The sequence below is a fragment of the Rhodococcus sp. P-2 genome (assembly GCF_016598535.1).
GTDB classification, from domain to species: Bacteria; Actinomycetota; Actinomycetes; order Mycobacteriales; family Mycobacteriaceae; genus Rhodococcus_F; species Rhodococcus_F baikonurensis.
The window spans coordinates 2,229,954-2,249,904 of sequence record NZ_CP066779.1 but is presented as its reverse complement, the minus strand read 5'-3'; the positions used below and the strand labels follow the sequence as shown (position 1 = coordinate 2,249,904).

At 61.3% G+C, this 19,951-nt stretch carries 19 protein-coding genes; 15 read left to right on the top strand and 4 right to left on the bottom strand.

Going from position 1 to position 19,951, the window contains the following annotated elements; all coding sequences use genetic code 11:
- Positions 1–78 precede the first annotated feature (78 nt).
- From prpD to I7X09_RS10620, 7 genes are all read left to right on the top strand, one after another.
- Positions 79–1,581, top strand: coding sequence for a 2-methylcitrate dehydratase PrpD (gene prpD / locus I7X09_RS10650; RefSeq protein WP_092764393.1), 1,503 nt, complete (start codon positions 79–81; stop codon positions 1,579–1,581).
- Positions 1,581–2,498, top strand: a complete 918-nt coding sequence (prpB, locus tag I7X09_RS10645) for a methylisocitrate lyase (protein ID WP_092764391.1) — start codon at positions 1,581–1,583, stop codon at positions 2,496–2,498. Before prpD ends, prpB begins: the two co-directional genes overlap by 1 nt.
- Positions 2,495–3,616: a bifunctional 2-methylcitrate synthase/citrate synthase gene (locus I7X09_RS10640; RefSeq protein WP_047269777.1), complete on the top strand. Its 1,122-nt coding sequence runs from the start codon at positions 2,495–2,497 to the stop codon at positions 3,614–3,616. Before prpB ends, I7X09_RS10640 begins: the two co-directional genes overlap by 4 nt.
- A 171-nt stretch (positions 3,617–3,787) precedes the next feature.
- Entirely contained in the window at positions 3,788–7,171 is a 3,384-nt protein-coding gene (locus tag I7X09_RS10635; RefSeq protein ID WP_200316714.1) for a pyruvate carboxylase, read from the top strand.
- Between the two features lie 112 nt (positions 7,172–7,283).
- Positions 7,284–8,066, top strand: a complete 783-nt coding sequence (locus I7X09_RS10630) for an enoyl-CoA hydratase (RefSeq protein WP_200316712.1) — start codon at positions 7,284–7,286, stop codon at positions 8,064–8,066.
- A 60-nt stretch (positions 8,067–8,126) separates the two neighbouring features.
- Positions 8,127–8,987, top strand: a complete 861-nt coding sequence (locus tag I7X09_RS10625) for an SDR family NAD(P)-dependent oxidoreductase (RefSeq protein ID WP_200316710.1) — start codon at positions 8,127–8,129, stop codon at positions 8,985–8,987.
- A gap of 10 nt (positions 8,988–8,997) precedes the next feature.
- Entirely contained in the window at positions 8,998–9,471 is a 474-nt protein-coding gene (locus I7X09_RS10620; protein WP_020970761.1) for a MerR family transcriptional regulator, read from the top strand.
- Positions 9,472–9,477: 6 nt separating this feature from the next.
- Here I7X09_RS10620 and I7X09_RS10615 read toward each other — a convergent pair whose 3' ends face one another.
- Positions 9,478–9,990, bottom strand: a complete 513-nt coding sequence (locus I7X09_RS10615; RefSeq protein WP_024487435.1) for a MarR family winged helix-turn-helix transcriptional regulator — start codon at positions 9,988–9,990, stop codon at positions 9,478–9,480.
- A gap of 95 nt (positions 9,991–10,085) precedes the next feature.
- Here I7X09_RS10615 and I7X09_RS10610 point away from each other — a divergent pair, with 95 nt between their 5' ends.
- Positions 10,086–11,054, top strand: a complete 969-nt coding sequence (locus I7X09_RS10610) for an NAD(P)/FAD-dependent oxidoreductase (protein WP_069145616.1) — start codon at positions 10,086–10,088, stop codon at positions 11,052–11,054.
- Here the strand turns inward: I7X09_RS10610 and I7X09_RS10605 are convergent.
- Together I7X09_RS10605 and I7X09_RS10600 are read right to left on the bottom strand one after the other, a co-directional pair.
- Entirely contained in the window at positions 11,012–11,932 is a 921-nt protein-coding gene (locus tag I7X09_RS10605; RefSeq protein ID WP_069145617.1) for a TIGR01777 family oxidoreductase, read from the bottom strand. The two genes, I7X09_RS10610 and I7X09_RS10605, sit on opposite strands and share 43 nt — an antisense overlap.
- Positions 11,929–12,606: a TetR/AcrR family transcriptional regulator gene (locus tag I7X09_RS10600; RefSeq protein WP_200316708.1), complete on the bottom strand. Its 678-nt coding sequence runs from the start codon at positions 12,604–12,606 to the stop codon at positions 11,929–11,931. The genes I7X09_RS10605 and I7X09_RS10600 overlap by 4 nt, the downstream gene beginning before the upstream one ends.
- 145 nt (positions 12,607–12,751) lie before the next feature.
- On the opposite strand from I7X09_RS10600, the gene I7X09_RS10595 reads away from it, so the two are divergent.
- Together I7X09_RS10595 and I7X09_RS10590 are read left to right on the top strand one after the other, a co-directional pair.
- The gene (locus I7X09_RS10595) at positions 12,752–13,156 is read left to right on the top strand and encodes an EVE domain-containing protein (RefSeq protein WP_200316706.1); all 405 of its coding nucleotides are present in this window, start codon (positions 12,752–12,754) and stop codon (positions 13,154–13,156) included.
- Between the two features lie 12 nt (positions 13,157–13,168).
- Positions 13,169–13,615 carry a MarR family winged helix-turn-helix transcriptional regulator gene (locus I7X09_RS10590; protein ID WP_200316698.1) on the top strand — a complete coding sequence of 149 codons (447 nt, stop codon included), beginning with the start codon at positions 13,169–13,171 and terminating at the stop codon, positions 13,613–13,615.
- 19 nt (positions 13,616–13,634) lie between these two features.
- Here I7X09_RS10590 and I7X09_RS10585 read toward each other — a convergent pair whose 3' ends face one another.
- Entirely contained in the window at positions 13,635–14,273 is a 639-nt protein-coding gene (locus I7X09_RS10585; RefSeq protein WP_124567789.1) for a TetR/AcrR family transcriptional regulator, read from the bottom strand.
- A 94-nt stretch (positions 14,274–14,367) separates the two neighbouring features.
- Between I7X09_RS10585 and I7X09_RS10580 the strand changes: the two genes are divergently transcribed.
- The 5 genes from I7X09_RS10580 (at position 14,368) to I7X09_RS10560 (ending at position 19,942) form a co-directional block, all read left to right on the top strand.
- Positions 14,368–14,829, top strand: a complete 462-nt coding sequence (locus I7X09_RS10580; protein ID WP_124567788.1) for a MaoC family dehydratase — start codon at positions 14,368–14,370, stop codon at positions 14,827–14,829.
- A 28-nt stretch (positions 14,830–14,857) separates the two neighbouring features.
- Positions 14,858–16,030 (top strand): acyl-CoA dehydrogenase family protein, encoded by a 1,173-nt coding sequence (locus tag I7X09_RS10575; protein ID WP_200316696.1) that lies wholly within the window; start codon positions 14,858–14,860, stop codon positions 16,028–16,030.
- A 9-nt stretch (positions 16,031–16,039) separates the two neighbouring features.
- A complete protein-coding gene (locus tag I7X09_RS10570) occupies positions 16,040–17,173 on the top strand; it encodes an acyl-CoA dehydrogenase family protein (protein WP_200316694.1) in 1,134 nt (377 codons plus the stop codon).
- A gap of 131 nt (positions 17,174–17,304) precedes the next feature.
- On the top strand, positions 17,305–19,233 hold the full coding sequence (gene htpG, locus I7X09_RS10565) for a molecular chaperone HtpG (protein ID WP_095968529.1): 1,929 nt from the start codon (positions 17,305–17,307) through the stop codon (positions 19,231–19,233).
- Positions 19,234–19,402: 169 nt separating this feature from the next.
- Complete coding sequence (locus I7X09_RS10560; RefSeq protein WP_095968853.1) at positions 19,403–19,942, top strand: DinB family protein; 540 nt, start codon at positions 19,403–19,405, stop codon at positions 19,940–19,942.
- The last annotated feature ends 9 nt before the right edge of the window (positions 19,943–19,951 follow it).

The following is a 19,951-nucleotide window of genomic DNA, read 5'->3' as shown; positions in this document are numbered from 1 at the left end:
CAATTGCGAGGGCCTATCCCGAGGTGAACGATCTGCGTAGCGTGCAAATAGATACCGAAGCACGTGAGAAGAGGATCGATGAAGACGCATCTCGTACGCACCCACCGCTCTGCCGAAGAGTTCCCCAAGGAAGACCACCTCGCGTGGAAGATCGCGGAAGTTGCGACGGATTCCGTCGAGGTCACCGACGCCACGTCCGACATGATCGTCAACCGGATCATCGACAACGCGGCAGTTGCCGCAGCTTCCCTGGTGCGCCGCCCCGTAGTGAATGCGCGTGCACAGGCGCAGTCTCATCCGTACACGCCCGGTTCCACCGTGTTCGGTATCTCGGGTACCTTCTCGCCTGAATGGGCCGCATGGGCAAACGGAGTAGCGGTTCGTGAACTCGATTTCCACGACACGTTCCTGGCCGCCGAGTACTCGCACCCCGGTGACAACATCCCGCCGATCCTTGCCGTCGCTCAGCACGCCGGGCGTGACGGCAAAGACCTGATTCGCGGTCTGGCGACTGGCTACGAGATCCAGATCGACCTGGTTCGGGCTATCTGCCTGCACGAGCACAAGATCGATCACGTCGCACACCTCGGCCCTTCGGCCGCGGCAGGTATCGGAACCTTGCTCGGCCTGGGCACCGAGACGGTCTACCAGGCAATCGGCCAGGCGCTGCACCTCACGACGGCTACACGGCAGTCCCGCAAGGGCGAGATATCCAGCTGGAAGGCCTACGCGCCGGCGCTGGCCGGCAAGGTTGCCGTCGAGGCAGTCGACCGTGCGATGCGCGGTGAAGGTGCACCTTCACCGATCTGGGAAGGCGAAGACGGCGTGATCGCCTGGCTGCTCGGTGGCCCGGACAAGGAGTACCACGTTCCGCTTCCGGGTTCTGGTGAGGCGAAGCGCGCCATCCTCGACTCGTACACGAAGGAACACTCCGCGGAGTACCAGAGCCAGGCGCCGATCGACCTCGCTCGCCGGATGCGTTCTCGCGTCGGTGATCTCGACCAGATCGCCTCGATCGTCTTGCATACCAGTCACCACACCCACGTCGTCATCGGCACCGGTTCCGGCGATCCGCAGAAGTTCGACCCCACCGCATCACGCGAAACTCTCGATCACTCGGTGATGTACATCTTTGCCGTTGCGCTGCAGGACGGTACGTGGCACCACGAGCATTCCTACGCGCCCGAGCGTGCACAGCGCCCCGACACGATCGAGTTGTGGAACAAGATCTCCACGCGCGAAGATCCCGAATGGACACGCCGTTACCACTCGACGGATCCGGACGAGAAGGCTTTCGGTGCTCGCGCCGAGATCACCTTGAAGAGCGGCGAGGTCATCGTCGACGAGCTTGCGGTGGCCGATGCGCACCCGCTCGGCGCACGTCCGTTCGCTCGCGATCAGTACGTCGCGAAGTTCCGCACCCTCGCCGAGGGCGTCATCGAGTCGAGCGAACAGGATCGCTTCCTCGACGCGGCACAACGCACCGCCGAATTGAAGGCAGGCGAACTCGATCAGCTGACCTTCACCGTTTCCGAAGACGTTCTCGCTCGGGCCCCCAAGGTCGCCAAGGGACTCTTCTGATGACTGGCCTCATTGCCGCATCGACGTCTGCCGCCGACAAGCGGATTGCCTTCCGGGCCGGGCTGACGTCCGGAAAGATTCAACGACTCCCCGGTGCGATCAATCCGTTGACAGCCAAGCTCATTCAGGAAATCGGGTTCGAAGGTGTCTACGTTTCGGGTGGTGCGTATTCCGCCGGATTGGCGCTTCCCGACATCGGGCTGACCACGTTGACCGAGGTCGCCGCCCACAGCAAGCAGATCGCGCGAGTCACCGACCTCCCGACGCTCATCGACGCCGACACCGGTTTTGGTGAACCCATGAGCGCTGCCCGCACGGTCACGATCTTCGAGGACGACGGTATAGCCGGTCTGCACCTCGAGGATCAGATCAACCCCAAGCGCTGTGGGCACCTCGACGGCAAAGCGATCGTGCCCACCGAAGACATGGTTCGCCGAGTTCGGGCTGCAGTCTCGGCACGTCGCGACCCGAACTTCGTCATCTGCGCGCGCACCGATGCTGCCGGAATCGACGGTATCGACGCAGCGATCGAGCGAGCAAAGGCCTACGCGGATGCCGGTGCCGATCTGATCTTCACCGAAGCTCTTGCCACCGAAGCAGACTTCGAGAAGTTCCGCGCAGCAGTCGACATTCCGTTGCTCGCCAACATGACCGAGTTCGGGAAGTCGAATCTCATTTCGGCGAAGACGTTGGAAGAGATCGGTTTCAACGCCGTCATCTACCCCGTGACCACTCTTCGGTTGGCGATGTTCGCTATCGAAAAGGGCCTGCGCGAGATTTTTGCGGAGGGCACGCAAGAAGGGCTGCTCGGTGAGATGCAGCACCGCAGCAGGTTGTACGAGATTCTCGAGTACGAGCGTTACAACGAATTCGACAGTGGCATTTTCAATTTCAGCTTGGAGGGGAGTAGGACATGACCGAACAGATTCCGACGATCTACAAGGGCTTGGCCGGAGTTGTCGTCGACACGACGGCTATCTCCAAGGTAGTGCCCGAGACGAATTCGTTGACGTATCGCGGTTACGCAGTCCAGGACCTCGCCGCGAATTGTAGCTTCGAAGAAGTTGCGCACCTGCTGTGGTACGGCGAACTGCCGACACCCGAGCAGCTCGAATTGCTCTGTCTGCGTGAGCGTGCGGCTCGCCGTGCCGATCGCTCACTGCTCTCGCTCCTGACCAAGATGCCCGACAACTGCCACCCGATGGACGTGGTCCGGACGGCGATCAGCTACCTCGGCGCCGAGGATCCGGCGGAGGACGACAACTCCGAGAAGGCCAATCTAGCCAAGGCACTGCGGATGACGGCCGTGCTGCCGACCATCGTCGCAGCCGATTTCCGCCGCCGGCGTGGTCAGGATCCCATCGCGCCGCAGTCGGACCTGGGTTTCGCCGAAAACTTCTTGAACATGTGCTTCGGTGCTGTTCCGGAGTCGGCGATCGTGAAGGCCTTCGAGGTCTCGCTGATCCTGTATGCGGAGCACTCCTTCAACGCCTCGACGTTTGCCGCTCGTGTTGTGACGTCCACACTTTCGGACATCTACAGCGCAGTGACGGCTGCGATCGGCACGCTGAAGGGCCCGCTGCACGGCGGCGCAAACGAAGCCGTCATGCACGACATGCTCGAGATCGACGACCCAGACCGCGCGGAAGCCTGGATGTCGGAGAAGTTGGCCGCCAAGGAGAAGGTCATGGGCTTCGGACACCGTGTCTACAAGAACGGTGATTCGCGTGTTCCGACCATGAAGCAGGCGCTCCTCGACGTAGCGGCAGCGACGGACGGCGAGAAGTGGGTGCAGATGTACGAGATCCTCGAGAAGACGATGGTCAGTGCCACCGGAATCAAACCGAATCTCGATTTCCCCACGGGCCCTGCGTATTTCCTCATGGGCTTCGATGTCGAGATGTTCACGCCGATCTTCGTGATGAGTCGAATCACCGGATGGACGGCGCACATCATCGAGCAGGGGCAGTCGAATGCACTGATCAGGCCGCTGAGTCAGTACTCCGGTGTGCCACAGCGGACCGTTGTGGCATAACGCTTTCAACTATCGTGGCCTGACGACTCTTCCAATACTGCGTCGGCGAGGTTCGGTTCTGGCATCACCGTCTCCTGGCCTCGTCGACGCTTCTCCACGCATGGCCCGCACTTTCGCGTGCGGGCCATGCTCATTCGCGCACTGACACTCTCGACAGCGAAGGTTTTCTCCATGTTCTCCAAAGTGCTTGTCGCCAACCGGGGCGAAATCGCCATTCGTGCGTTCCGCGCGGCCTACGAACTGGGTGCCGGAACCGTGGCCGTGTTTCCGTACGAGGATCGAAACTCGATCCACCGCACCAAGGCCGACGAGAGTTACCAGATTGGGGAGGTCGGGCACCCCGTCCGTGCATATCTTTCGGTGCCCGAGATCGTCGCTGCGGCCCAGAAGGCCGGCGCCGACGCGATCTATCCCGGGTACGGATTCCTCTCGGAGAACCCTGAATTGGCGGGAGCATGCGCGGACGCCGGAATCACCTTCGTCGGCCCGTCGGCCGAAGTGCTGGAGCTGACGGGAAACAAGGCGCGCGCTATCGCGGCTGCGCGGGGAGCAGGGCTTCCCGTTCTGGAGTCGTCCGAACCGTCCACTGACATCGAAGCACTGATAAGCGCGTCGGAGTCCATGGAGTTTCCGCTTTTCGTCAAGGCAGTCGCTGGAGGAGGCGGACGGGGGATGCGACGTGTTGCGGAGCGGGGCCAACTGAGAGAATCGATCGAAGCCGCTGCGCGAGAGGCTGAGTCAGCCTTCGGTGATGCGACGGTATTCCTGGAGCAGGCGGTGGTCGACCCACGCCATATCGAAGTGCAGATCCTCGCAGACGGTGAAGGAAACGTCATTCACCTCTTCGAACGAGACTGCAGTGTGCAACGACGCCATCAGAAGGTTGTGGAACTCGCGCCCGCTCCGAACCTTCCAGCCGGACTGCGGGAGAAGATCTGTGCCGACGCGGTGGCGTTTGCGAAGGCTATCAACTATTCGTGTGCCGGCACTGTCGAGTTTTTGCTCGATACCCGAGGCAATCACGTGTTCATCGAGATGAACCCGCGAATCCAGGTGGAGCACACCGTCACCGAGGAGGTGACCGACGTCGACCTGGTTCAGGCTCAACTACGGATTGCCTCTGGTGAATCGTTGTCCGACTTGGGTCTTCGCCAGGAATCGATTGTTCTGCGCGGAGCCGCACTGCAACTGCGCATCACCACCGAGGATCCGTCCAACGGATTCCGTCCGGATACCGGGCGCATCACGGCCTACCGAACCCCGGGCGGTGCGGGTGTTCGCCTGGATGGCGGGGCTACCCTCGGGGCAGAGGTCGGTGCCCATTTCGATTCCATGCTGGTGAAGCTGACCTGCCGTGGACGCGACCTGCCCACCGCGATTTCGCGGGCAAGGCGCGCGGTCACCGAATTCCGAATCCGAGGGGTTTCCACCAACATTCCCTTTCTGCAGGCAGTGCTCGACGACGCCGACTTCCGGGCGGGGGAGGTGACGACGTCGTTCATAGAGGAGCGTCCGGGACTGCTCACGTCGAGGGCGTCTGCCGATCGTGGCACCAGAATCCTCACGTATCTTGCCGATGTGACGGTCAATCGCCCACATGGGGAGCGGAAGTCGGCTGTCTACCCGCACGACAAGCTGCCGAAGATCGACGTGACTGCTCCACCGAAGGATGGTTCCAAGCAGCGGCTGATGAACTTGGGACCGGCCGGATTTGCGGCGGCCCTGCGTGAGCAGAAGGCTGTGGCCGTCACTGATACGACCTTCCGAGATGCACATCAGTCGTTGCTCGCCACCAGGGTTCGTACCAGCGGTCTGCTGGCGGTGGCCGGTCACGTCTCCCGTATGACTCCGGAACTGTTGTCGCTCGAGGCGTGGGGCGGAGCGACTTACGACGTTGCTCTGCGTTTCCTGAAGGAAGATCCGTGGGAGAGGTTGGCGGCACTGCGAGAGGCCGTACCGAACATCTGCCTGCAGATGCTTCTGCGTGGACGCAACACTGTGGGGTACACGCCCTATCCGGTGCAGGTGACCACCGCGTTCGTCCGCGAAGCAGCACGAACTGGGATTGACATATTCCGAATCTTCGACGCTCTCAACAACGTCGATCAGATGCGGCCGGCGATCGATGCAGTACGTGACACCGGTACGACGGTTGCGGAGGTGGCACTGAGTTACACCGGCGATCTGTCTGATCCGGCGGAGACGCTGTACACACTGGACTACTACCTGCGGTTGGCGGAGCAGATCGTCGATGCCGGGGCACACGTCCTGGCGATCAAGGACATGGCCGGACTGCTTCGTGCTCCTGCCGCCGCGACACTTGTCTCTGCATTGCGTCGCAATTTCGATCTCCCCGTCCACGTGCACACCCACGACACTCCCGGCGGTCAGTTGGCTACGTACCTGGCAGCGTGGCAGGCCGGAGCCGATGCAGTGGACGGTGCGGCTGCCCCGATGGCGGGGACCACCAGCCAGCCTGCACTCTCGGCGATCGTTGCGGCGGCTGCACATTCGGAGTTCGATACAGGTCTCGACCTTCGGTCGGTGTGCGATCTCGAACCGTACTGGGAGGCGCTGCGGAAGGTCTACGCACCGTTCGAGTCGGGCGTGCCCGCACCCACTGGCCGCGTCTACACCCATGAGATTCCGGGTGGTCAGCTCTCGAATCTCCGTACACAGGCGGCCGCCTTGGGTCTCGGCGACCGCTTCGAGGACGTCGAAGTGAACTATGCAGCGGCGGATCGGATGCTCGGACGGTTGGTGAAGGTGACGCCGTCGTCCAAGGTAGTCGGTGATCTTGCACTTCATCTGGTGGGCGCAGGTGTAAGTTCCGACGAATTCGCCTCGGATCCAGCCAAGTTCGATCTACCGGAATCGGTGATCAGCTTCTTGCGCGGTGATCTGGGTACACCGCCGGCCGGCTGGCCGGAGCCGTTCCGCACTAAGGCGTTGGAGGGGCGTGGACAGGCGAAACCTGAAGTGCCACTGTCGGAAGATGACACTAAAGCGTTGAGCGGTGATGGCTCGAAGGTGCGCTCCACGCTCAATCGGTTGCTGTTCCCCGGCCCGACCAAAGAGTTTCTCGATCATCAGGAACAGTACGGAGATACGTCGAGGTTGTCGGCGAACCAGTTCTTCTACGGTCTGCGCCGTGGCGACGAGCATCGAGTTCAGCTCGAGCAGGGCGTCGAGCTGATCATCGGACTCGAAGCGATCTCGGAACCGGATGCGCGCGGATTCCGAACGGTGATGTGCATCCTGAACGGTCAATTGCGGCCGGTGTCAGTGCGAGACAGAAGCATCGCGGATACTGTTCCGGCGGCCGAGAAGGCTGACCGCAGCATTCCTGGGCAGGTACCGGCACCGTTCGCCGGTGTGGTCACGCTCACTGTCGTGCAGGGGCAGAGCGTCGAGGCCGGAGACACTGTCGCGACGATCGAAGCGATGAAGATGGAGGCGGCGATCACCGCCCCGTGCGCGGGTATGGTTGCCCGACTGGCGATCAGCGAAGTCCAGCAAGTCGAGGGCAGTGATCTGCTTCTCGTGATCGAGTAGTGGCAGATCGGGTGCAGGGTTCGCACTATCTGCAACTTTGCATCGATTGTTCGCAAAGATACTCGAGTGCAATGTGTTTCATTTGTTCCTTCCCGGCAATAGCGTCATAGTCATGACTGAAACGCACGAAGACATCTCGATCATCCGTCGTGGCGAGACGCTTGACGTCGTGTTCAACCGGCCGGAAAAGCGCAACGCACTGACTCCTCAGATGTACGACGCCATTGCCGGAGCCTGCCGGTGCGCCGATTCCGACCGCGAGATCCGGTTACTCACTCTCCGCGGGGCGGGGGGAGAGGCGTTCTCGGCGGGTTCCGACATACGCCACTTTCAGACCTTCTCGAGCTTTCACGACGGGCTCGGTTACGAAAGTCGGTTCGTCGGCGTGCTGACCGAGCTCGAGAAAGTTCGGGTTCCGACGATTGCGGTGATCGACGGTGTGTGCGCGGGCGCAGGGCTGTTGCTGTCGGCGGCGTGCGATGTGCGGATAGCGACGCACGGGTCCCGCTTCTGCCTTCCGATCGCGCGCACGCTCGGAAACTCGTTGTCGACCCATTCCGTGGCGTTGCTGGCGGACAGGATCGGCAGTTCGCGTCTGATGTCGTTGGTGGCTCGGGCGCGGGTCATGTCGAGCGACGAGGCTCTGCGGAACGGCTTCCTCAGCGACTGTGCAACAGAGACCGAGTTCGCGAGCCTGACTGCCCAGGTATCGCGGGAACTGCTTGCGGCTGCCCCGATGACCGTGTGGACGATTCGAGAGTCCCTGCGCCGCATCAGAACCCGATCGATCACCGGCAACGATGATCTGATGCGCATGATCTACAGCAGTGACGACTTCAAAGCCGGCGTCGATGGTTTCCTTCGCGGTGAGCGACCGGTCTGGGCGGGGGTGTAATTCTGTAGTCGGAGCAGAGGCTTGCGTTGGAGCGCGCTCTAACCCTTAGCGTTCCCGACCATGACAACAAAGACCTGGATCATCACTGGAGTTTCTCGAGGCTTCGGCCGCGAACTAGCACTGTCCGCACTTCGATCAGGGGACGCGGTGGTCGCGGCAGTTCGTCGCCCTGAAGCCGTTGCAGATATTGCGTCGGAGCAGCCGGATCGGTTCTCGACTGTGACGTTCGACGTCCGGGATACCGAAGCAGCTCCGGGGGTAGTCGAACACGCGCTCGAGCGTTTCGGTCGCGTCGACATGCTGGTCAACAATGCCGGTCGTGGGATGGTCGGCGCGGCGGAGTTGGTCGACGATTCGACCTTGCGGGATCTCATGGAACTGCACCTGATCGGACCCGCCGCGTTGGTTCGCGCCGCCCTCCCTTCGATGCGAGTGCAGGGAAGTGGGACGATCGTGCAGATGAGCAGCCAAGGCGGCCGGATGTCGTTTCCCGGGGTCGGGGCGTATTCGGCGTCGAAGTTCGCGCTCGAGGGTTGGTCGGAGGCTCTCGCCGGTGAGGTCGGGCAGTTCGGCATCCGAGTGATGATCGTCGAGCCCAGCAGATTCCGCACGGCATTCAACACCCCCGGCGTTCTGAGTTTCGCCGAATCATCATCGGACTACCGTGAAGTGCTCGATCCCGTTCTGCGTGACATGGCGGCGGCAGACGGTGTTCAGGAGGGCGATCCGGAGAAAGCAGCGGCAATCATCAATGCGCTGGTGCACAGTGAGAACGTGCCACTTCGTCTGCCACTCGGAAAGGAAGCCGTGGAGCGGATATCCGCGTCGTATCGGAAGAATCTCGCCGAGGTATCCGTCTGGGCCGACCTCGCTCGCAGCGCCGATTTCGCGGATGCTGCCGGACCTGTCCGCCCGTTCTAGGCTGGGAGTCATGGCTACCGAAGACTTGATGCGTAAGGCGCTCGAGGCCCTTGGGGAAGTGGACGGGCCCATGTCGATCGAGGTCATTCACCGGCTCGTCGATGCAGGGGACGTCGAAGATCCGATGTCGATCGCCGAAGTGTCGGACCTACTGGATGTTTCGGCACATACCCTGCGCTACTACGAGAAGATCGGCTTGGTTGCGGTCGATCGTGACGCGAGCGGACATCGTGTGTACGGCCCGGAAACTGTTCGCAGGTTGGTGTTTCTGACCCGCATGCGTATCTCGGGCATGGCGATTCGCGACTTGCAGCACTACGTCGAACTGGTCGACGCCGGTGAAGGGACAGTTCCGGAGAGGCTCGACATGCTGCTCGAGCACCGGGATACCGTTCGTCGGCAGATCAAGGAGCTCACGTTGTCTTTGGCTGCGACGGAGTACAAGATTGCGACGTACGGCGGGCGGGCCGGAGAGCAGGAGTAGCGCGGGCTACTTCTTGTCCTGCGTTCGATCCAGCCCGCCTTCCATGGATAGCGCCAACTGCTCGAGTGCCGCGAGAATTTTTCCGCGGTCCCGTCCGAGTTTGGTGAATAATTCACCGTGAGCGGCGAGTTCGCGAGGAAAGACGTCATCGACGACAGCGTTTCCCTGGATCGTCATCGTGATCAGTGCAGATCGCCTGTCTTCGGGATTGCTCGTGCGGGAGACAAGGCCTCGCTTCTCCAATCGTGCGAGTGCCTTGCTGACTCCGGCCCGAGACATGCCGAGGCGTTCGGCGAGACGAATCGCGGTGACCGGTTCCTCGGCGTATCGAAGTGGCACAAGCAGTTCGACTTCCGAAACGGTGAGGTCCGCGGATCGGTACACCGGTTCGACGGCGAGTTCGAGAAGCGCCGTGATCCGCTTGAGTTGCGCGACAACTTCCATTGGCGACGTGTCGAGGTCAGGATTGTTTTCGGCCCAAAGGTTGCACGTACGGGAGCGGAGTGTTGGTTCGTTCACGATTCCTCAGTTTTGTTAACTGGTAAACAAATTTGCTAGATTGCCAGAATAGCTCACCGTCTGGGGTGGGACGAACTGCGGGACTGGGGGAGTGCATGAGGTTCGATGTGGTGATTGTCGGTGGCGGTGCGGCGGGGTTGAGTGCCGCGCTTGTTCTGGCTCGGGCTCGGCGGCGAGTGATGATCGTCGATGCTGGTAACCCGCGCAATGGTGTCTCCGAGCACCTGCACGGGTACCTGACGCGGGACGGTGAGAGTCCTAGGCAATTACTTGCGGCCGGCCGCAAGGAGGTTCTCGAGTACGGCGGCGAAGTGACGACTGGCACCGCAATCGGAATCGAGCGAACGGACGACGGTGGATTTCTTGTGCAAACCGACGCGACTGCGTCGCTGGAGGCACGGACTGTTCTGGTGGCGACGGGGTTACGTGACGAGCTGCCGAACATCGCTGGGCTGCAGGATCGCTGGGGAGTCGACGTTTTGCATTGTCCCTACTGTCACGGGTACGAGGTTCGTGATACGCCGATCGGTGTACTCGGTGGTGACAACAGGCCCTTCACGATTCATCAGGCGTCGTTGGTGCGCCAATGGTCGGACGATGTTGTCTTCTTTCCGAATCGCATCGAGCTGACCGGCACCGAGCGGGATCGGCTGACTGTCAGGGGGATTCGCATCGTAGAAGGCGACGTGGCCGGGGTCTCGGTGGCAGACGGTCGATTGGACGGCGTCGAGCTGGCCTCCGGTCAGGTTGTTCCGCGGAGTGTGGTGTTTGTCGGTCCACGGTTTGTTCCACGCGACGCTTTGCTGACTGACCTGGGATGTGACGCTGACGAAAATGGTTGGGTGGTAACTGATCCTGCGGGAAGTACCAGCACGCCTGGTGTGTGGGCCGCCGGGAACGTGTCGGACTCGCCTGCACAGTTGATCACCGCCGCCGCCGCTGGGTCGAAGGCTGCGATTGCACTCAATCACTATCTGCTCGAGCAGGATATCGTGCGAGCGGTCGCGACCGCGACCGAACTTCAGCCAAGTGTCACCGGAAGCAGCCCTCGCGGGGTCTCCTGAGCGATCTGTTCCAGCGCAGACTCCAACGTCGGAAATTGATACTGGAAGCCGCTGTCCGCGAGCACCCCTGGTGAAACCCAGCGACTCTTCGTCACCAGTTCAGCCTCGGTGCGGATGATTCGCGCGCCGAACTCGAGCATCCAGCCCGGCGTCGGAAACCCGTATTGTCGGCCAAGTTTCGCTCGTACCATCCGCATCATGTCGGTGTTGGTTACCGGATACGGGGATGCGATATTGACGGGGCCTGAGATCTCCGGATGCTCGTAGATGTGGATGATCGAGCGAACGACATCGGAAATGTGTATCCAGCTGAACATTTGTCGTCCGTCGCCCATTCGTCCTCCGAAGCCTGTTCGGGCCAGGTTGACGAAAGGGTTGATTGCTCCGCCGCCGGCTCCGAGAACGATCGACATTCGTAGCGCTACTTTTCGAACCGGGGTTGGGGCGGAGAACAATTCGTGCTCCCACGCTCGCGCGACAGAGACGGAGAATCCCTTACCCAGTTCGCCGTTCTTCTCGTCCATCGGTCGATCCCGCGCGTCTCGGTAGATCGTGCCGGTACTGGCATTCGCCCAGAGCGATGGTGGCTGCGGCGTACGGGCCAGTGCGCGACCCAACAGTGCGGTCGTTTCCATGCGGGAGGAGAAGATTTCGTCGGCATTGCGCTTGTTGTATCGGCAGCTCACAGAGCGTCCGGCGAGGTTGATCAGCAGATCCGCGCCGCTGAGTACGTCGGCAACACCTTGCTCGTCGGACCAGGTGGCATCGCTCGTTCCTCCCCGGCCGATCGTTCGTACGTCCACCCCGTTGGGTTCGAGCGCTCGAACGAGAGATTGCCCTATGTAGCCCGACGCGCCGGATACAACGACAGTCTTCATGATTTTGTGTTCCCCTCTGGAGAAACGACTTTGGTCATCAGGGCGGCGACGTCACCGACCAGGCCGCGGGCCACCGGTAGCCGGGCGAGGGCGAGTGTTTTCGCGATGATCGGGACCAGTCCGTCGACCAGGGAACGAGTGCGCGTTTGCCCCGGAGACGAGTCGGTGACCCAATGCAGCGTCACGCCCAGATAGCTGAGCCACAAGAGTGTGGGGAGCTGGGTCTCCAATGACGCCGGCGTCTTCTGCTTCGACGCCGCCAGTGCTTCGCGCATCAATTCGACGGCCATCGATCTCGCATCGCTCGACTCGGCCGAGAACGGGCTGGACGGCGATGCGGTTGGTAGGGCAACGTGCAGAAACGCGCCACCGAACCCGTGATATGGCCCCATGACATCGAGTCCGGTGTGCAGAACGATCGCGAGATTTTCCGCGAGTGAGCCACCTTGCCGCAGGAGTGGAAGCGCACGCTCTCGGTGATCACGTTGGATGACGAGATACAGCTCGTGAACCAGTTCGTCCTTGCTGGCGAAGTAGTAGTAGGCATTTCCGAGGGAGACACCTGCCTCAGTCGCGATCTTGCGCATGGTCGTCGCTGCGAAGCCCTCGTCGCGGAAGAGCCGCAAAGCTGTTTCCACCAGCTTTTCCCTGGTTTCGATCCCGCGACTGCTCATGGGCTCCCCTTCTTTGAACGTGTTCAAGTTCAGCGTACGCCCAGAAGTTGAACACGTTCAATAGACGATCTGTTGCGCGGAATATAATAAGCGCGCATACTAAATTCATGATTGAACTTGCGATCGGTTCGCCAGGTGGTCGGCGATGAACGCCTGGTTGGGGGTTGTCTCTGCCGAACATGTGCGTCACGCAGTGGATCTCGGAATCGCACAGATCGGGCACGGGAAGAGGTCCGGATTGGCGCGGATGAAGGCGGGCGATGTGCTTGTCTACTATTCGCCGGTCGAGTCCCTTGGTGATCGAGATCCGTTGCGCGAGTTCACAGCCCTCGGTGTGATCGAAGAGGGTGAGATCTGGCAGGCGGACGAGGGGTGCTTCAAGCCGTTTCGGCGTCGAGTGCGATACGAGGAGTTCGCGCCCGTTCCTCTCGAGGCAGTTCGGAGTCGTTTGGCATTGACCTCGACGCCGAACTGGGGGTATCAACTGCGTCGAGGCTTGATTCCGTTGGATGGCAACGACGTCGAGATTCTGCGCTCGACAACGAGATGACACACTGACGCTGTGGCGAAGAAACTGGAAACCGACTTCGAGAACGCGGGCGACAGTCCGGGTCTGATGTTGTGGCGTGTCACCAATGCTTGGCAGGCCTCGATTCGCGCGGCGCTGCGGCCCTTCGACCTGACTCACGTGCAGTTCGTTCTGCTCGCCGCTCTGACCTGGCTGGACGCGGAAACGCCGATAACTCAACGCGATCTTGCCGAGTATGCGCGCACCGATCCGATGATGACGTCACAGGTGATACGGACCCTCGAATCCAAAGGGTTTGTCGAACGACGTCCACACCCGACCGATGCCCGGGCGCGTTCACTGGTGGTGACCCAGACGGGTGCGACCTTGGCAGGCAAGGCGAATCGCTCGGTGGAAGCATCGGACCGGGAATTCTTTGCCGCTCTCGGGGATCGTCAGGCAGCCTTCGTCGCGATGCTCGGCGCGCTTGATCGAAAGTAGCGACTCCCAATTTCAGGCATTACTTCGAAGTTCGTGGCAGAAGTGCATATTTGGCTTCCAGCCCGTCCAACAGGGATTCCAGCGCGAGTTCGAAACTGGCACCGTCGATTTCCGCAGCACGCTCGCGTAGCAGGTGTGCTCGCGTGAGGTGCGGGTAACGCTCGGCGTAGATCGCCGGATCGTCCACGAATCCGCCGGAGAACGTCGCTGTCGCAGCACCCATGACCACGTACTTGACGGAAGCGCCGATCAGCGTTGCCGTGCGCTGCGGCCATCCGGCCCGCACCAGGCCGCCATGTATGGCGTTGGCGCGGTCAAGGGCGATGGGCCTGACGCTCGGACCGTAGGCCAAGTAGGGAACGATGTTGGGATGCTTGCCCAGGGCCGCATGGTAGGACCGCGCCCACGTGCGCAGCGCACCGCGCCAATCGTCTGAGTCGAAGCCGCTCACGTCGACGGACTCCATGATGACGTTCGCGACGTCGTCGAGCAATTCGTCCTTGTTGGCGTAGTGGCTGTACAGCGACGGTGCCTGCACGCCGAGGACGGTGGCGAGTTTGCGCATCGAGAAGTCTGTCAAACCGTGCTCGTCCACCAGTTTCAGGGCGGTGTCCCTGATGATCGGCTTGCTCAGGAGTGGAACCCGCGGTCGCGCCATCGCACAGAAACCTTTCGTCTGAGTACTGGACAACCTTACACTGTGAGTTTATTATCCAATTAACCTAACAGTGTTCGGGAACGTGGAGGATCAGATGACACGGGTGTTCGAGAACAAGTCAGATCTCCTGGGGGCGGTCGGTGAAACGCTGGGCTCGAGCGAGTGGGTCGAGGTCACCCGCGAGATGGTCCATCAATTCGCCGACGCGACCGGTGATCATCAGTGGATCCACGTCGACGACGAAAGGGCAAGGCGTGAATCACCTTTCGGTGGTCCGATTGCCCACGGGTATCTGACCCTCTCGCTCCTGCCGCTTCTGTCGAAGTCCGTGTACCGCATCGACGGGGCGAAGATGGTCATCAACTACGGGTCCGACAAGGTTCGATTCCCGAGTCCGGTGCCGGTCGGAGCCATGGTTCGAAACACTGCAGTGCTCTCCGCGATCGAAGAGTTGCCGAACGGTTCGCTGCAGAGTCAGATCACCAACACCGTCGAGATCGAAGGCGTGGACAAGCCCGCCGTTGTTGCGCAGACCGTCGCACGAATCTTGTTCTGAATTCCTGACATAAGAAAGCAGACTCCACATGAATCTCGAATTGACCGGTGAGGAAGTTGCGTTCCGCGAGGAGATGCGAAAGTTCTTCACCACAGAATTTTCGCCCGAACTTCGTGCACGTGCAGCAGGATTCGGAAAGCTGACGCGTGAAGATATCGTTTCGGGCCAACAGATTCTGAACGCTCACGGACTGGCGGTTCCGCACTGGCCGGTCGAATGGGGCGGCAAGGACTGGACTCCGGTACAGCGCCACATCTATTCCGAGGAAATGCAGTTGGCGTCGGTACCCAACCCGTTGCCGTTCAACGTGAGCATGGTTGGGCCCGTTATCGCGGCCTTCGGCTCGCAGGAGCAGAAGGAGAAGTTTCTCCCGGCGACGGCCAACGCCGATATCTGGTGGTGCCAGGGTTTTTCGGAACCAGAAGCAGGCTCGGATCTCGCTTCACTCAAGACGGCCGCTGTCCGTGACGGCGCGGATTACATCGTCAACGGTCAGAAGACGTGGACTACTCTCGCGCAGCACGCCGAGTGGATCTTCTGTCTGGTGCGGACAGATGCCAGTGCCCAGAAGCGTCAGGCAGGAATTTCGTTCCTGCTCATCGATCTGGCGACTCCTGGCATCACGGTTCGTCCCATCAAACTGATCGACGGCAGCGTCGAGGTCAACGAAGTGTTCTTCGACAACGTCCGCGTACCTGCGGAAAATCTTGTCGGCGAGGAGAACAAGGGCTGGGACTACGCCAAGTTCCTGCTCGGCAACGAACGCACGGGGGTCACACGGGTCGGGTTCTCCAAAACCCTTGTCGCCACGGCAAAAGAGAAGGCGCGGGAGGTTCGCGTCGGAACGGGCACCCTCCTCGAGGATCCGTTGTTCGCGGCTCGATTGGCCGAGTTGGAAAACGAATTGCTTGCACTGGATCTAACTCAACTGCGAGTTGTGGCGAGTTCGGCAGACGGAAAGCCGAATCCGGCGTCCTCGCTGCTCAAACTCCGCGGCTCCGAATTGCAGCAGGCAGCAACGGAATTGCTGATGGACGTTGCCGGGCCGGACTCACTGCCGGTAGATATCGCCGACATCGACTCGCCGGAGTGGGCGCAGCAGGCGGCGCCGCGCTACTTGAACTACCGGAAGGTTTCCATCTACAGCGGATCAAGTGAGGTGCAGCGCTCCATCATTGCCTCCTCGATCCTCGGATTGTGAGCGTGTGACATGAATTTCGAACTCGACGACGAACAGACGATGCTTCGCGACACAACACGCGAATTACTCAGCCGCAGCTACGACGCAGAGAAGCGCAACGCCACCTCGGCCACCGACGAGGGATGGACTGCCTCGGTGTGGAAGCAGTTCGCAGAGCTCGGGCTGCTCGGCCTACCATTCGCGGAGGCCGATGGCGGGATGGGCGCTGGGCCGGTCGAGACCATGGTGGTGATGACCGAACTGGGCCGCGCGCTTGCACCCGAGCCGTATTTGGGTGGTGTTCTGATCCCCGGCGGTTTGATTGCTGCGATCGGTTCGGCAGATCAGCGGGCGCGACTCCTGCCGGTGCTCAGCGACGGAACCACTTTGTCGGCCTTTGCCCATACGGAACCTGGCACGCGCTGGCCGGTCGCCACTGTCACGACCGCGGCCTCGCAGGCGGGATCGGGGTGGACGATCACCGGCGTCAAGAACCCGGTCCTGCAGGGCGACAGCGCGCACGTCGTGATCGTCAGCGCCGCACTTCCAGGCGGCGGCACCGGGCTCTTCCTGGTGGATGCAGAAGGTGCGGGTGTCACCCGGACTGCGTACGCCACCCACGACGGCCGTCGCGGTGCGCAGTTCACGTTCACCGATGCCGCGGCCGAACAACTTGGTGAGGGCGGCGATGTCACGGCGGCGATCGTCGAAGCAGAGGTCCGGGCGCAGGCAGCTCTGTGTGCCGAGGCCATCGGAATCATGGCCGAGGCGCTCCGACTGACGACGGATTATCTGAAGCAGCGCAAGCAGTTCGGTGTTCCGCTCGCGAAGTTCCAGACGCTGACGCATCGTGCGGCCGACATGTACGTCGCTCTCGAACTGGCGAGCAGCATGAGTCTGTACGCCACCATGGCCATCGCCGACGGGGTGATCGATCCGACCATCGCGTCGCGAGCGAAGCTGGCTGTCGGTCGCGCTGCGCATCAGATCGGTCAGGAAGCAATTCAGATGCACGGTGGTATCGGAATGACGGCCGAGTATCCGGTCGGGCACTACGTCTCGCGGCTGGTGGCCATCGAACACACTCTGGGCGCTTCGGACGATCACCTCAGGGTGCTGGCCGGCGGCGTCTCGAACTATTCGATGGTGAACGTCACCGAGTAGATCGGTGGGTGAAGATAACGGGAGGTCATGCGCAGGTCGCGTGGCCTCCCTTGTCTGTGCGGGGGCCGGCCCGCGGTATTCGAGGTCGAGTAAAATCCCTGTGATCAGTCCGAGAAGAGAAAGGGATCGAAGTGACCGCGCATACCGAGCAGCTCGAGTTCCAAGCAGAAACACGTCAGCTGCTGGATCTGATGGTTCATTCAATCTATACGAACAAGGACAGCTTCCTTCGTGAGTTGATCTCCAACGCTTCGGACGCGCTGGACAAACTCCGCCTCGAGTCGTACCAGGACAAAGACCTCGACGTCGACGTCTCCGATCTGCATATCGAGATCGACATCGACAAGGCGGCACGCACCCTGACCATCCGCGACAACGGCATCGGAATGTCGCGTGACGAGGTCGTCGACCTGATCGGCACGCTCGCCAAGTCCGGCACCGCCGAGGTGCGTCGTAAGCTCAAGGAAGCCAAGGATGCAGCGGCATCCGAAGAACTGATCGGTCAGTTCGGCATCGGCTTCTACTCCACGTTCATGGTGGCGGACAAGGTCACGTTGCTGACCCGTCGCGCCGGTGAAGATCACGCGACGCGCTGGGAGTCGACCGGCGAAGGCACGTACACGCTCGAGCATGTGAACGAGGCGCCGCAGGGCAGCTCCGTGACCTTGCACCTGATGCCCGAGGATTCCGAGAACGGCCTGCACGACTACACGTCGGAATGGAAGATCAAGGAACTGGTCAAGAAGTACTCCGACTTCATCGCGTGGCCCATCCGCATGGATGTCGCTCGTACGTCGACGCCGGCGGAGGGCGAAGAGCCCGAGGTCACCATCGAGACCGAGACGATCAACTCGATGAAGGCTCTGTGGACTCGCTCCAAGGACGAGGTGTCCGAGGACGAGTACAAGGAGTTCTACAAGCACGTCAGCCACGCCTGGGACGAGCCTCTCGAGGTCATCCCGATGAAGGCCGAAGGTACTTTCGAATACCAAGCGCTGCTGTTCATTCCGTCGACGGCGCCGTTCGATCTGTTCATGCGTGAGCGCAAGGCCGGCATCCACCTCTACGTCAAGCGCGTCTTCATCATGGACGACTGCGAAGAGTTGGTGCCCGATTACCTGCGCTTCGTCAAGGGTGTGGTCGACGCACAAGACCTCTCGCTCAACGTCTCTCGTGAAATTCTGCAGCAGGACCGGCAGATCGCTGCCATCCGTCGTCGTCTGACCAAGAAGGTCCTCTCGACCATCAAGGACATGAAGGCGAACGAGCCCGAGAAGTACTCGACCTTCTGGACGGAGTTCGGGCGCGCGCTCAAGGAAGGCCTGATGGCCGATGTCGACAACCGTAAGACCTTGCTCGACGTCTCGTCCTTCGCCTCGACCAACAGCGAAGAGGGCGTGACCACTCTCGCGGAGTACGTGGAGCGAATGAAGGACGGTCAGGAACAGATCTACTTCATGACCGGCGAATCTCGTCACCTCATCGAAAGCTCCCCGCACATGGAGGCTTTCAAGGCCAAGGGCCTCGAGGTTCTGGTTCTCACCGACCCCGTGGACGAGATGTGGGTCGACGCCGTCTCGGACTTCGACGGCAAGACCTTCCAGTCGATCGCCAAGGGCGAGGTCGACCTCGACACCGAGGACGAGAAGAAGGCGGCCGAGGCCGAGCGCGAAGAGAAGGAGAAGGAATTCGGCGAGTTGCTGACGTGGCTGACCGAAACCCTGTCCGACGACATCAAGGAAACGCGTCTGTCGACGCGACTGACCACGTCGGCCGCCTGCATCGTCGGCGACGCGTTCAGCATGTCTCCGACGCTCGAGAAGATGTACAAGGCTTCGGGTCAGCCTGTTCCGCACAGCAAGCGCATCCTCGAGCTCAACCCGGAGCACCCTCTTGTTTCGGGGCTGCGGGAGGCGCAGGCCGCCAACGACAATGCGGAGAACCTGACGGAGACGGCTCAGTTGCTCTACGGCATGGCGTTGCTTGCCGAGGGCGGCGAGCTCAGCGATCCGGCGCACTTCACGCGTCTGCTGGCCGATCGTTTGGCCCGCACGGTCTGATCTCGCGCAGTCCTATTTCGTCGTAGCTCGCTCGTACTCCCGGCACTCACCTTCATGGGTGGGTGCCGGGAGTTTTTTCTTGATCGTTTTCTATTGAGGACCGTTTCTGTCCGCAATGACTTCTAACGTAGTTCTCACAGACAAGAACCCACGAGCGAAGGAAAACATCATGAACGCACCGACTGCCACCGTCACCGGCGAGCGCGCGGATCTCCTCCAGAGCCTGCGTCAGCATCGCGAATTCTTGCTCTTCACCGTCAAGAACCTCACCGACGACCAGGCTGCTTCGAGGCCGACCGTGAGCGAACTGTGCCTCGGCGGATTGGTCAAGCATGTAGGTCAGGCAGAAAAGGGTTGGGTCGACTTCATTCTGCAAGGGCCGGCCGGACTTGGTGGTGACTTCGACCCGACCCAGTGGTCGGAAGAGATGCAGCAGGAACGGGCGAACGAATTTGCCATGGTCGAGGGTGAGACCTTGGCAAGCATCGTGTCCGAATACGAGGGGATCGCGGCGAGGACCGACGAGTTGGTGGCCTCGCTGGACAGCCTCGACATCTCGCATCCACTGCCGTCGGCGCCGTGGTTCGAAGTGGGAGCTCGCTGGTCAGCGCGGCGCGCACTGCTGCACATCATCGCCGAGACGGCCCAGCATGCGGGCCACGCGGACATGCTTCGTGAAGCCATCGACGGATCCAAGACGATGGGTTGATCGACAGCT

Excerpts from the sequence above, each read along its gene's own strand:
- prpD (WP_092764393.1), top strand. The coding sequence starts at position 79 with ATGAAGACGCATCTCGTACGCACCCACCGCTCTGCCGAAGAGTTCCCC.
- prpB (WP_092764391.1), top strand. The coding sequence starts at position 1,581 with ATGACTGGCCTCATTGCCGCATCGACGTCTGCCGCCGACAAGCGGATT.
- I7X09_RS10640 (WP_047269777.1), top strand. The coding sequence starts at position 2,495 with ATGACCGAACAGATTCCGACGATCTACAAGGGCTTGGCCGGAGTTGTC.
- I7X09_RS10635 (WP_200316714.1), top strand. The coding sequence starts at position 3,788 with ATGTTCTCCAAAGTGCTTGTCGCCAACCGGGGCGAAATCGCCATTCGT.
- I7X09_RS10630 (WP_200316712.1), top strand. The coding sequence starts at position 7,284 with ATGACTGAAACGCACGAAGACATCTCGATCATCCGTCGTGGCGAGACG.
- I7X09_RS10625 (WP_200316710.1), top strand. The coding sequence starts at position 8,127 with ATGACAACAAAGACCTGGATCATCACTGGAGTTTCTCGAGGCTTCGGC.
- I7X09_RS10620 (WP_020970761.1), top strand. The coding sequence starts at position 8,998 with ATGGCTACCGAAGACTTGATGCGTAAGGCGCTCGAGGCCCTTGGGGAA.
- I7X09_RS10610 (WP_069145616.1), top strand. The coding sequence starts at position 10,086 with ATGAGGTTCGATGTGGTGATTGTCGGTGGCGGTGCGGCGGGGTTGAGT.
- I7X09_RS10605 (WP_069145617.1), bottom strand. The coding sequence starts at position 11,932 with ATGAAGACTGTCGTTGTATCCGGCGCGTCGGGCTACATAGGGCAATCT.
- I7X09_RS10600 (WP_200316708.1), bottom strand. The coding sequence starts at position 12,606 with ATGAGCAGTCGCGGGATCGAAACCAGGGAAAAGCTGGTGGAAACAGCT.
- I7X09_RS10595 (WP_200316706.1), top strand. The coding sequence starts at position 12,752 with ATGAACGCCTGGTTGGGGGTTGTCTCTGCCGAACATGTGCGTCACGCA.
- I7X09_RS10585 (WP_124567789.1), bottom strand. The coding sequence starts at position 14,273 with ATGGCGCGACCGCGGGTTCCACTCCTGAGCAAGCCGATCATCAGGGAC.
- I7X09_RS10580 (WP_124567788.1), top strand. The coding sequence starts at position 14,368 with ATGACACGGGTGTTCGAGAACAAGTCAGATCTCCTGGGGGCGGTCGGT.
- I7X09_RS10575 (WP_200316696.1), top strand. The coding sequence starts at position 14,858 with ATGAATCTCGAATTGACCGGTGAGGAAGTTGCGTTCCGCGAGGAGATG.
- I7X09_RS10570 (WP_200316694.1), top strand. The coding sequence starts at position 16,040 with ATGAATTTCGAACTCGACGACGAACAGACGATGCTTCGCGACACAACA.
- I7X09_RS10560 (WP_095968853.1), top strand. The coding sequence starts at position 19,403 with ATGAACGCACCGACTGCCACCGTCACCGGCGAGCGCGCGGATCTCCTC.